The organism is Legionella stuttgartensis, from assembly GCF_977063405.2.
Genome location: NZ_CDRUHA020000044.1, coordinates 1 through 13,175, shown reverse-complemented (window position 1 = coordinate 13,175; position 13,175 = coordinate 1). Strand labels below are relative to the sequence as shown.

The window sequence follows — 13,175 nt, the reverse complement described above, 5'->3', positions numbered from 1 at the left end:
TCTACCAGGAGCGAGTTCCATAAGGGTTTCCAGAGGTATCCATACCACTGCTTCCTGACATCGGCCGACCTGAGCTTGGGTTTATGCTCACTGAAGAGCTGTAGTTATTTGAACGATGGTAATTGGGCGACTCATGTGAGGAAAACGGCTGGTTTAGTGATGAACCACCGTAGGATCCAAAAGAAAATGCAAAGCCTAAATCTGAGAGCATCAAATCAAAGCCAAAAGAGGCACCAAGCCCAAAAGCCGCTAATGGTGACACAAGGAATAAGAGCCAATCGGTGCAATAAAAAAATAAGGAGCCTTTGTTACTTGGGAAATCACCAAAACAAAGAAATAGTAACACCACAATTAAAAGAACAAGAGAACCGATTCCCATTGATGCCAAACGCAGTTTTTTTCTTTGTTCAGGGGACAGGTCATCAAGTGAGCGAATCATCACTTGCCCTTTATAGTTCTTCTCCATTGGATTTTCTCCTTTTTATTCATTGTAGCCTGTTTTTCACTTTTTTTATATCGATTCGGAGTCAATGATGGCGGTAAATCCTACAAAATTATTTATTCGCGGCGGTCAAATCTTTTTGCACAATGTCCGCATGTTCACACAGGTAGGTAAGAAAGTAAGCCTTGCTATGCTGATAGTTTTTTTTATTTTCTTAAGTCTGGCTTTTTATTTTAATACCAGTGCGTATCAACGTTATATTGGCCAGCAATGGGTTAAAGCCCAGGCAATGACTTTAATACAGAGCAAAACCAAGCAAGTGGTTCGCATGCCAACGGGTGAATCTTATCCAGTGTATTCAGCGCAAATTGTAAAAGCTCCCATGGTCATCGGCATTGTTAATCAATTAAAACAAGCTCTACTTAAGAGCATGATAGAGGCACTATTTGCCTCTGTCATGATGTTAATTGTCATGGTTAAGTGGTTACAAAAAAGAGGGGAAAATCAAAGTAAAGCCAAGATCATTCGAGGCAGTGAGTTAGTGGATGAAAGCACATTACAAAAGCGCATCAAAAAAACCAGTAGGGTTTCTCCCTATCGTATTGGTGGGGTGTCACTGCCCTATGGTTCTGAAACCCAGCACATACAAATAGTAGGCACCACGGGCTCTGGTAAAACGGTTGCTATTCGTGATCTATTAACGACGATACAAGACAGAGGTGAGCGTGCAATTATTTATGATAAAGGGGGAACTTATTTATCCCGTTTTTATCGTGAACATCAGGATGTAATTTTAAATCCCTTAGATACAAGAGGCCATTCATGGAATGTTTGGGCGGAATGTGAAGACAAAGCCGATCTTGAAGCACTTGCTGAAGCCATCATGCCAATGCCTATCAATAACACCATGGATCCCTTTTGGATTAAAGCCGCGCGTATGATTTTCGTCTCCACTGCCAATGAGTTGAAAAATGATCCCAAACGCTCCAATCTAATGTTGTTGCAATACTTACTCACTGCAGATTTAGGTCGGATTCATCATCTACTGCGTCATACTGAATCAGAATCTCTGGTATCAGACAAAGTACAAAAGACTGCATTAAATGTAAAAACCGTAATGGCTACTTATTTAAAATCCTTATTGTATTTAAAGGATGACGGGGATATCTTTTCGATTCGGGACTGGATTTTGAATGATCAGAGCAACTCTTGTTTGTTTGTCAGTTCTGATGGGCGCAAACACCCAACCATTAGACCGCTGATTTCAGCTTGGATTAATACGGCTACCAAAGAGCTCTTAAGTTTAGCGCCAGATGATAACCGCCGTGTTTGGTTTATTTTAGATGAATTGGCAACTCTACATGCTTTACCCTTTTTAGCCGCAGTCAAGTCAGAAAGTCGCAAATTTGGTGGTTGCTTCTTATTGGGCCATCATGGTGCATCCCAGTTGCGCACTATCTATGGTAACGATGGTGCCGCGTCCCTTTCAAATTTGTGTTCGACTCGCTTGTTCCTCCGTTTACCCGAACATACTGATGCAGAACATGCTTCCCGCAATATTGGTACCTATGAAATTGAAGAGGTCAATGAATCTATTAGTTATGGTGCTAACACCATGCGTGATGGGATTTCAGTATCTCGGCAAACTAAGGAAAAGCAATTGGTTTTACCAACTCAAATTCAGGTAATCAATGATCTACAAGGGTATTTGCGAGTAAAAGGTGAATTTCCTGCAGCAAAAATAAAGCTTAATTACGTTGATTATCCTCTCATTCACGAAGAGTTTATTGCACGAGCTATTGATCCTGATCCGCTACGTCAAAAAGTGGAACAATTGGTGGATACCTATAGCGATCCTATCCTTGCCGCATCCCATGATGATGCTTTAGAGACTGCAACTTCAACAAATAAAAACCTTACGAAACCAATTGCCAGAGAAAAAAAGATTGAAGAAGAAAAAGAGCTTGTTGAGTTTTTATAAGAACAAATAAGGGGTAAGCATGTTAAGTCTTCAGCCATTAGACAGTGCTGATGGAGCAGCATCGTATTATCTGGATGTCGTCAATTATTATGAAAATGATTCTAAAAGTGTGCGCTGGTTAGGGGATGGAGCGAAAATTCTTGGGATCCACGGGCAAACAGTAGAAAAAGAACAGATGTTAGCCCTTCTTAAAGGTACATTGCCGGATGGTACTCAACTTGGTCGAATCGATAAGGACGGTATCCATCATCGTCCTGGTTTTGATATGACCCTTACTGCCCCAAAATCTTTTTCAATTTTACTTGAGAGTGGTGCTGATCCAAGGCTTGGAGAGGTGTTTGATAAGGCTGTTGAATGGTTCGTTGAAGAAATGGAAAAGGAGTTTGCCCAAGCAAGGCAACTTGTTGACGGAAAAATTGAATACATCGACACCCAAAATTTAGTAATTGCTGCTTTTCGTCAACCAAGCTCTCGCGCCAATGATCCTAATTCGCATACACACCTGGTAGTTCAAAATATGACCCACTGTCCAGATGGTAAGTGGCGTTCACTTGCCAGTGACATGGATAGTCAAAAAGGAGTGGTTGAACAAATCATGAAACACCATATTTATGGTGGGCTTAAATTTCGCAACAAATTAGCAAATTTAACCAAAGAACTTGGCTATCAGCTGGTTTCTGATGGTGATGGTTTGTGGGAAATCCAGGGTGCACCTGAGCAGGTATTAACCCATTTTTCAAAACGAAGGGAATCCATCGAAGCACTATTAGATGAAAAAGGCTGGAGTGGTGCCAAAGCATCCTCAATTGCGGCTCAAAAAACAAAATTGGATAAGGAAATCATAGATTATGATCAATGGAAAGAAGACATCATCAATGAATGCCAGGGGATGGGCTTTGATCCGCATCAATTAGTGGCCTCATCGTATAAGCCTCAGCAAAATCTGTTTCAAACTTTAAAGGAAAACATTATTGAGCGCTTTTATGGCAAGGACAACATCGAAATGAATCATGCCAGAGAGTCTGTGTATGTGGCCATTGAATCAATCAGTCAACAGCATGCGGTGTTTGAGGAAAGGGAACTTAAAAAAGAAGCGCTAAAATATGTAATCGCCAGCAATAAGATAATCGATGAAACCTTAATTAATAAAGCCATTGATGAAAACATTGCAAATCAAAACCTGTATACGGCAAGACACCCCTTCACACAAAAGCCTTTATTGACAACGCCCTGGCAACTAACACTTGAGAGCGAGGCCATCCAGCGTATTGAAAATGGTAAAGGTGCTGTTTCTGCTATTTGTTCGAAACAAAAAGTCAGTGAGTTTATAAAAGCAAAAGAACAGGAGATGGCATTTGCTTTATCCCCTTCACAGAAAAAAGCCATGACAACCTTCCTAACTTCAACAGACCGATTTATTGCCATTCAAGGGTATGCAGGAACTGGTAAAACCACGATGCTACGTTTGACTCGTGAATTAGCATCCCTTCAGGGCTATGAAATTCGTGGTATTACTGCAGGCTCGGCAGCCGCCAATGAACTGCGCCATAAAGGAGGGTTAAATGCTTCTACCTTTGCAAGAGAGTTAGGGAGATTGCAAAATCAGAAACAGGACTTAAGTAAAACCATATTTGTGGTGGACGAAGCCTCTATGTTATCTAATCCACAAGGACATAAAATCATCAAACTGGCAGAACAGTTTAATACCCAGTTAAAGATCATTGGCGATAAAGCCCAGCTTCCTTCCCCATCCAGCGGGAAATTATTCTCTGTCATTCAAGATTATGGGATTAAAACGGTTGCCATGACGGATAATCTTCGCCAGAAAGACTCAGAATTAAGGGAATCAGCAATTCATGCTGGTAGAGGTGAAATCTATGATGCCGTTGATAAGTTAACTCATGTGGAAACGCTTGATACTTATTTAAAACGGGTTGATTATATTTCAAGTAAATGGTTGTCATTAACACCAGAAGAACGCCAAAACACACTATGCTTTGCCCCAACGCACAGAAATCGCCAGGATATAACTCAGATTTTACGAAACGCTTTAATTCAAGAAGTGACACTAACCGGACAAGAGCATCTGCAACCCATATTAAAAGAACGCAATTTAACCGGAATTAAGCTCAGAAATGCAGCTTATTATAGTCAAAACGATATCATTCGTTTTAATCATACTATTCAGCGGTATAACATCAAAGCAGGAGATTATTTAACTGTTGGGCAGGTCACTAACAAAAACAAGCATAATAATATACTGATTCTTAAGCATGAAAATGGTCAAGCCATAAAATTTAAATTGTCCTCACTACCTGAATTTAGAACTGAAAACAAAGATTTGGAACGGCCTGTTGAAGTATATCGGCGAGAACAATTGAGTCTAATGGCCGGTGATCAAATTCAATGGAAACGTAATTCTGAACACAACGGTATTCGCAACTCTGAATTGGCAACCATCAGACAAATCAACAATGAGGGAATAACAATCATAACGGAAGACAATCAAACCCTACACTTACCTCACGGAGCAAAAGAACTACGCCATCTTGATCATGGCTATGTACTCACGACCTATGCTACCCAGGGAAAAGATAAAAAAAGAGGTCTTGGCCTTATTGAAAGCCAAAACCGATTTGCATCAACCATCCAAAACTATTACGTGGAAACAACCCGTGGTATTTGGGAAATGATAGTAGTCACGGACGATAAAGATCATCTGGTTAAAGCCATTACCACCAATAACAGTGACAAGTACTCCTCAATGGATATGGTTGATTCAGATACTCTGAAAGCTCATGAAGCACGTTTTAAAGAGCACAAAAACAGCATAGTCTTACAAAATGCCATTGAAAAAAAATTATCGAAAGAACAGGACTGGAAGGGCTTGGAACAGACAGTAGAAACCTATGTTCAATGCAAACAACAAGGGGAAGATCGAAAAGCGGCAAAATTAGCATTTGCCATTGTGAATGATCCCAAATTGTATCGCCTTGCCAAAGAACGCTTGGGTTTTGGTGTTAGTACCTATCGGCGTGAAGCTCTGCGTTTCCAAACCTCGAAGTTATTACATTCACTACCCAAATCAGAAAGGCAGGATTTTTCTACTGTCAGGCAGTACGTGTTTTTAAACCAACAAATCCTTAAACGAAGTCAGCATATCAATGCCCAATCGTTGGATAATGGAATTTCAAATCAGAATAAACAAGCTCTGCAACAACAGTCCGCTAAACGCAATGCAGTAGCTTTTGTAATTAGTAGGGATCTGGAGCGTTATAAACCTTATTTGCAGCATTTTTCCATCGGAGAACTAAATCGAATTGGATTGCCACAGCATGAATATGGCAAGGAATTTAAAAAAGCACAAATGCGCCTGGAATCACTTGGCAAGCAGGCAACAAGGGACTTAATACGTACCAATATTTCGCTTTATTTAAACGCACAAGGCGAAGAGAAAGAAAGGCTTGCAGTCCAAATTAAAAGAGAATCCAAGTTATCACATTCTTTTGTTTTAACCCATGCAAAAGAATTGAATCAAAAGCCTGAATCATTATGGCAATCCATACATAAAGATGCGCGTTTGCATAGCGATAAATTGTTTCGAAATGGATTAAGTGCTGAGGGAAGATTGGCGTTCGATAACATCAAAGTCTATAAAGCATTACAGCTTGAGCTTAGAGAAAATTGGTCAGCAAATTTAAAAGAAGCGGGAAACAGTGAAGGGAAGAGTAGTAATCCAAAATCTATTGAGTTACTCACCCGCCGCAATGAGTTAGCTCACGAATTGATGCAAAACAAAGCCATGCCTGAAATAGCCTCTTATTTCAAGCTGGATTTGGCAAAATTAGCAGTACAAACAGAAAAACAGCAGTATCGGGAAAACATCAAGCAATTTACGGCAAGTAAGTCTAATTTCAAAACACGTCTTGCAGTAATTAATGAGATTAAAAATGATATCACTGGCCATTATCCCTTTATTAAAGAAGCAAATATTGAATCTAAAACCCTTAGTAAATATCTACGAGTTACCGACAGAAAGGAACGATTATCTAATATTTCTTCACCTGAGAAAAAAGACTATCAATGTTTCCTGACTTACAAAAAAGCCAGTATGCAAACTTACAGGCTTTGGCAGCAGGCGCACCTTAATAAAGCTGATGGCAATGTACAAAATAACAAGCTGATATCAGCAGCAATCAGTCAGTCATCAAAACGTGATGCATTGGCTCATCAATTAAAAGGCTCAAAGTACCTTGATTCAATTTTATCCTATGAAAAAGGCAACAAAGAAAAGCTGTTAGCCCAGGCTAGCAACCACCAAATAAAATTGCGTGAAATTAAGGAGCTAAATGAAGTCGTACACACACTATCAATGCAGTTCCCTAGCGTCACAAACTCTCATTCTGCAAAAGAAATATCAGCCTGGAAAAAGAACTGGTTATCTCTTTCCAGTCATATGAAGCAAATTGAAAAGGGCATCGGTTATCAATTAGCTTTGCAAGAATATCCATTGAATGTGTCATCTGTAAATACAATTAATAAGGAATTAGAAAATAACTACGATTTTAAGCCAGAAACGATCACCCAAAAATCATTGCAATCAACCAATCCGGTCTTACAAAAAATCCAAAAATCTGCACAATTTTTGGATGCCAGAATTATTAATGAAGCTCTGATGGCCGACCCAGAAACTACCTATAAAACAATCTGGGGTGAGCCAAAAACACAAAACTCCAGAGAGTTACGTTATTCTGGTGGCTTAATTGTAAGCTTGAAAGGCAAGGACAAAGGCTTATGGCATGATTTCAGTGACGGAATAGGAGGCGCGCCGATTCAAGCGATTATGGCAAGAGATAGGCTGTCTTTTAAAGAAGCACTTGCTCAAGCTGCGTCTATGGCAGGTATTAATCAATTAGAAGAACTTTCCAAATTTCTAAAAGCACCCATTCCTAGTAAAAATGAATTACAAACATTAAGTGACCTTGAAAAGAAGAACAAAGTAATTTCAGCCAAAAGTATTTGGGGTGGTTCTATTCCTGCAAAGGGAACACTGGCCGAAAAATATCTCAAAAAACACCGAGGCATAGAGACAATTGATAAAATGGATATACGTTTCTGGCCAACTGGAACTCAATGGAAAAACTGTAATGAACAAGGATTATTGGAAGATAAAGTTAATAAAATCCCAGCATTAATCATTGCAGCAAGAAATGAAAAAAATGAGCTAACAGGTGTTCAACGAATTTACCTCGACAAGCACACCGCCAGTAAAAATAAATTCATGGACAATCCAAAGCTATCTAAAGGAATCATCGAAGGCAGTTGCGGGATTATTCAAAAAGGAATGCAAGGAGCCAGTCTTTATATTGCCGAAGGCTTTGAAACGGGAGCATCTATAGCCCTTGCGGACAGCAAAGCCACAGTATTATGTTCCCTTGGTGTGTCAAATATGAAGAACTTAATCCCAATCATCAAGAAATTCAATCCAAAGGAAGTCGTTATTGCAGGAGATAATGATGGAGAGTTCGCTAAATCACAACAAGCCATCGAAAAAACAATCGGTGCCTTTAAACAAGATAATTTAAGTGCCAGAACAGTATTTCCGGATGGATTGCAGGGGAAAGCAAAAACGGACTGGAACGATATTCATTTAAGTAAAGGGATTGCTGAAATCCAAAAACAACTAATGAAAAAGGATATAGGAGCCATTTCATCAACCGTTGATAAGTCAATTGAACTACAAAAAACAATTGCCGATTTTGTACAAATAAAGTCCATGAAGTTAAGCGGCAGCCAAATCATTTCAATTAGAGACAATGCTGCAAACATTGACAATAAAAGAGACTTAAATCAATTAGTCGCAGCTTACAACAAAAGTCAACAAGCATTAGAAAAATCTGGCTCCTTCACTCCTGAAAAAACACTGCCCACAAAAACAAGGAGTGAAATAGAAATGGAGCTTTAGATACTCCAACCATAGCATAGCGTATGCTCACACTGAAAATATCTGCCATTGATATATAATCCTATGATTACATAAAGTAACATTATGAAAAATAGGGTATTTATTTTTACTTTATTCAATATGGAGCACTATAGTGGCAGTAAAAAAAAATTAGACGATTATGTTAAATAATTGATCGGTTAATTTAAAATAGTTTGAGGTTAGTTTATTAATCTAGCAGCTGTTTGAAGCCAGCATTAATAAGCACTTGATGATGTTTACTAAAAGATTTTTCAGGTATAGCTAGCCAGAGTAGGTGACGAGGACGGGTCATAGCGACATATCCAATTTTTAAAAGTTCACTGTTGTAATCCTTTCCTTTCAGTTTATTTAACAGAGGGGCTAAGTGTTTTTCTGTCATTATATAAAGAATTGCGTCAAAGGTATCGCCCTTCACCCCATGAACAGTGTCTATATGTATTCCAGTCTGGTTACTTGGAACTATATTATTGGAAATAGGGACGTCAGTAAGACCGGCATTGTTTATAGAATTACCCAGTCTTTCAGGGCAATTGAATCCTTCAATGGAGGACAATTCTTGACATAGGATTTGAAGAGCATTTTTTAGTTTAGGGTGCCATTCACTTTTAGCTTTTAAAGCGGTGTGGGGAAGGCCGTTCTCAGGATCTTTTACAAAATTCCATAACTTTTTCCTGAACTTCTTACGGAATTCACTTTGACTGTTATTCCTATCTATTTCTTTCCACTTTTGACTAGCTTTACACAAATATAAAACAAGCTCTGTACACTGTTCATAAGCACCGAGTAAATCTTTATGACAGTCTCTTTGCAAGGCTGCTTTAGCAAACCTATGAGTAATCGTAGCCTTATAAGTACTATTATCTCCAAGCAATTTTCTGACCATTTCTCTAGATCTGGCTACAACTGCACAATTATTTATGTTTAATTTATAACTAATTATGTGTTCATTAAACTTTTGAACGGCAGAGTTAACTTCATTTATATCATATTTAATTAAAAATACTCCTTGCCACGCTTCAGAACATACATTTTCGGAAAACATATCAGCTGAACTGCCAAAAATTTTGGTTGCAGCAACTATGTCTTGATTTGATCGAATATTCTTAGAAATTTTCTTGTTATCTACGTTATGCCGTTTTGCGTGCTGATTCAAATGATCGGCATTACCAATATCAAATTTAAAAATAGCTTGGTCTGGGTCTCCTATCAACATAAGCTTAGAGCCTAATTGCTCCAAGTGACATAAAATTCGTTGTTGCCATATATTAGTATCTTGCGCCTCATCTACAATGATCTCGGGGAAGCGTCTAGCTAGAATCTTACTTAGATTAGGGATCTCATCTAAGACCTTGGTACCCCAATATCGCGCATGATCATGCGTGTATAAACCTTGTTTGCCCAAAATTATTAGTTTTTGTAGAGCTTGAGATTGATTTATAGGGTAAGAAATACCATTTTGGTGAAAATAAAATAATGGTGCGTCTCCTTCACTTATCCCTATTTTAAGCTTAGCTATACTAATAGGGATATGTCCGTAAGGTTTCTTTGGAAAAGATACATTCAATTGATCCTGATTATTGAGAAAGTTTTCGTGTCCACTAACTAACGTTGGCGGACATTCAGATCCCATGACGATATGGCCAAAATTAGAAATTAAAAATCTTGTTATAAACCCGTCTAAAGTACCAACGAAATGGGGAGATTGCGGCAAGGATGAATATCCTAATTCTTTGAACTGTTTTTCAAAGCTCTTAATGGCTATATTGGTATGTGATAGGAGAGCAATGCCTGAATATTGAGATTTCCAATTTCTAATACGATCAGCCATTCGTAGAGATACCGTAAATGTTTTGCCACTGCCGGGACAAGATATAATCGCTGCAGAGCTTGATGCGTTTTTAATAATATCTTGTTGTTCGAGGGTTGCCCCTGAAAGTACATTATTAAAATCCATCATTTTCACTCGAATGGGATATAATATTTTCAGCCGTTATAAAATTTATTGCATTAAGAATATAATCTGGAACAATAAAACTTGTATTTTCTTCCAGTAAGTTAGATAGCTCTTGCGCAAATTCGCCTTTTGATCTGCACGAATGTATAAAACTAGAAAAAAACATTTTAGTTTTTTCCAAGTTGTTTGGAGCACTCTGTAATCTTGCCTCTAGATCCTCCCCAACTCTAGGATGGCAGGTTTTAAAAGCTTTTATGAGTACTGGTAAATTTTCAGGGTAAAGTGCAAGATCATACTCAAATGTTTTCTGAGACAAAAAAACCTTTATTAAATCTGTTTCTTTAGCTTTCAGTGCTATTGCTGTTGGTGAAGAAATAACTATCTCTTGAGCGGTAGGATAGTTATCTTTTGACGGATCTGAGTCTGTAATAACAGCGCATGGTATTTGAATACCTTTCTCGGAGAGAATAGAAAGGAAGGCATCAAAATTCAACCCTTGCACATTTACTATTGAGACCGATTTTTCTTTAAGTTCAATATCCATGGTTTTAGCAAAAAGAGATATAAGCATCGCCTCGGCAATTCCTTCAACCATGATTATTTTTTTAGCAAAAAATAGTTCAGCACGAGTTGCGTCTAAATAGCGCTCTAATTTTTTCTTATACTGATTATTTTTTAGTGACGCAATACTAAAACATTTTCCAATTCCACAAAGGCTCACAATACTATCCAACGGAGCTTGGCTAGCAAATATGGGTGAATGAGATGTAACAATTACTTGGACAGCTAAAGATTCAGGCTGTAGTTCATCCGAATTTATATTATCAGATTTATGTGCATTAATTGGGTTTGCTTGTTCTTTTAAATGTTGCAATAAAAGAACCTGTAATTGTGGGTGGAGATGGGCTTCTGGTTCTTCAATAAGAAGGGCTCGATAGGTTGCTTTATGTTCGCGTGTTAGTTGGCCAAGTACCGCAGCTGTAAAAATAACATTATTATATCCAAGCCCATTTTGCTCAACATCCATGCCCTCGATGAAAAGAGCAAGTCGCCCAAGAATTTTATTAAACTCTGTTCCAGAGAAGGACAATTCAATTTGTCGATATAAATCCTCACCGGTTATATCCTTTATTTTTTGGTTAATAGCTTCTGATGCTTTTGAAACAGGGGGTTGTACCTTTAGTTCCTCATCAACATTTTCTACAAGGCTGATTAATCTTTCTTCATCATCTTTAGATGAAAAACATTTAATGAGTCTAGCAATCTGGCTTGTGTAGCCAGGTTTTAACCCTTCTGTTGGATTTCGAAGAGGAGGAAGATATACACTAACAAGTTCTTCAAGTATTTCGCTTGATAGAGTTTGATTTTCATGTGCTCCGCACCATTTTTTGGAAATTAAACGCCTTCCATATTTACCCGGTGAAAGTCGCACAAAGAAATGTGCTTGAAATCTTTCTTCATATGGAATTAATGCTTCAATGAAAATAGCCTCTTCGTCTCTGGTTAGTCCATCAAATATATATTCCAACTCAATAGGACTATCTGGATTGCCTGTACAGATATCTAGATCAGTAAGATTTAGATTTTGCTGATCAATACTGGGTAATAGAGCACGTAACGCATCTATTACAGTGCTTTTTCCGATATTATTTTCACCTACAATGATATTCAAACCCATTCGAAAATTTATTTCGCAAGAGGACATAGAACGAAAATTTTTAATACTAAGCTTTGCAAGATACATTCCAATGCCCGTCCTTATGATATTGAATAGCTTGAAGGAATAGCTGTAACTAAATCTATCGGACAATTGGGAGAATTCTTTAATGAGTAGGGGGAAGGTAAATGTATTAAATTGAGCGCTAATGATTTGTTGAAAACACTATCTTTTGTTGCTATGCGTTGGGATTTGTTATTTCTGAGTGCCCCATCAGTGCCCCTCAGAGGTATTCAATTTGGCAAATTACATGTAACTACTTGATTTTGTTGGTGGGCCCACTAGGATTTGAACCTAGGACCAACGGATTATGAGGAATATGTTAAAAGTCTAAGGGCAAGATAAAGGCTATAGTGATTCCTGTTGAATACCTTTTAATTTATTAAATTTGTTTAAGGTATCTTTAGTTATTTGAACGATTTTATCATCATCAAAATTAAATTTATCAACGGCAATTTCTTTGATGATGCCATTAATTTGAATAATGAGTTTTTGGCAATACTCTTCAATGTTTGTAGTCTTCTGCTCATCTTTATTATCAGACTTACTGTTCATCACCATCAGTCCAATTTCAACAAGCCGTGTTGTCGTATAAGAGAGTGAATCATTCTCCTTACCGGCTATTTTAATTATTTGTTTATGAAGATTGTCAGGTAAGGTCACGGTGATTCTAGCCATAATATAACCTCTTTTGCGATTGTGTTGGTTGTCTGGCTGATGCATCCATGCACGCCACCCCTAATCACAATTAGATCATATTAGGCTATATATTTCAACTGGTTACGAGTACCAGTATGCGGATCTGCATCAGATACAACTTACAAAATATTTAAAAGTGATGCACATTTGCATACTGGTTTTTGATTGCTAATTAGCAAATATTTAGAATTTCGCATTAGATTCTTGCAAATATTACTTTATCTTGAATAAATACAATGAGTTACACATACTGCAACCAGTTGCGAAAGGTGTGGTGCGACAAGAAAAGTCGCTGTTTTGAGTTGTTAATCGGAAGAAATTCCGAAAACCATTTGTGTCGTCAGATGAACCTACGAGAGTTAATAAAGCCTCTCTGACAACGTAGTGAAACTACGG

At 38.0% G+C, this 13,175-nt stretch carries 6 protein-coding genes; 2 read left to right on the top strand and 4 right to left on the bottom strand.

Annotation, left to right across the window (positions count from 1 at the left end):
• Position 1: 1 nt before the first annotated feature.
• Positions 2–466 (bottom strand): hypothetical protein, encoded by a 465-nt coding sequence (locus ACWTEW_RS10980; protein ID WP_165482896.1) that lies wholly within the window; start codon positions 464–466, stop codon positions 2–4.
• Between the two features lie 64 nt (positions 467–530).
• Between ACWTEW_RS10980 and traD the strand changes: the two genes are divergently transcribed.
• On the top strand, positions 531–2,423 hold the full coding sequence (gene traD, locus ACWTEW_RS10975; RefSeq protein WP_131774924.1) for a type IV conjugative transfer system coupling protein TraD: 1,893 nt from the start codon (positions 531–533) through the stop codon (positions 2,421–2,423).
• Positions 2,424–2,442: 19 nt separating this feature from the next.
• Positions 2,443–8,388, top strand: coding sequence for a conjugative transfer relaxase/helicase TraI (gene traI, locus ACWTEW_RS10970; RefSeq protein ID WP_131774923.1), 5,946 nt, complete (start codon positions 2,443–2,445; stop codon positions 8,386–8,388).
• 208 nt (positions 8,389–8,596) lie between these two features.
• Here the strand turns inward: traI and ACWTEW_RS10965 are convergent, their stop codons facing one another.
• The 3 genes from ACWTEW_RS10965 to ACWTEW_RS10955 all read right to left on the bottom strand — a co-directional run bounded on the left by ACWTEW_RS10965 (position 8,597) and on the right by ACWTEW_RS10955 (position 12,758).
• Positions 8,597–10,366: a UvrD-helicase domain-containing protein gene (locus ACWTEW_RS10965; protein WP_131774922.1), complete on the bottom strand. Its 1,770-nt coding sequence runs from the start codon at positions 10,364–10,366 to the stop codon at positions 8,597–8,599.
• Positions 10,353–12,107: an ATP-dependent nuclease gene (locus tag ACWTEW_RS10960; RefSeq protein ID WP_131774921.1), complete on the bottom strand. Its 1,755-nt coding sequence runs from the start codon at positions 12,105–12,107 to the stop codon at positions 10,353–10,355. Before ACWTEW_RS10960 ends, ACWTEW_RS10965 begins: the two co-directional genes overlap by 14 nt.
• A 321-nt stretch (positions 12,108–12,428) precedes the next feature.
• Positions 12,429–12,758 carry a hypothetical protein gene (locus tag ACWTEW_RS10955; RefSeq protein ID WP_223499473.1) on the bottom strand — a complete coding sequence of 110 codons (330 nt, stop codon included), beginning with the start codon at positions 12,756–12,758 and terminating at the stop codon, positions 12,429–12,431.
• Between the last annotated feature and the right edge of the window lie 417 nt (positions 12,759–13,175).

Excerpts from the sequence above, each read along its gene's own strand:
- ACWTEW_RS10980 (WP_165482896.1), bottom strand. The coding sequence starts at position 466 with ATGGAGAAGAACTATAAAGGGCAAGTGATGATTCGCTCACTTGATGAC.
- traD (WP_131774924.1), top strand. The coding sequence starts at position 531 with ATGATGGCGGTAAATCCTACAAAATTATTTATTCGCGGCGGTCAAATC.
- traI (WP_131774923.1), top strand. The coding sequence starts at position 2,443 with ATGTTAAGTCTTCAGCCATTAGACAGTGCTGATGGAGCAGCATCGTAT.
- ACWTEW_RS10965 (WP_131774922.1), bottom strand. The coding sequence starts at position 10,366 with ATGATGGATTTTAATAATGTACTTTCAGGGGCAACCCTCGAACAACAA.
- ACWTEW_RS10960 (WP_131774921.1), bottom strand. The coding sequence starts at position 12,107 with ATGTATCTTGCAAAGCTTAGTATTAAAAATTTTCGTTCTATGTCCTCT.
- ACWTEW_RS10955 (WP_223499473.1), bottom strand. The coding sequence starts at position 12,758 with ATGGCTAGAATCACCGTGACCTTACCTGACAATCTTCATAAACAAATA.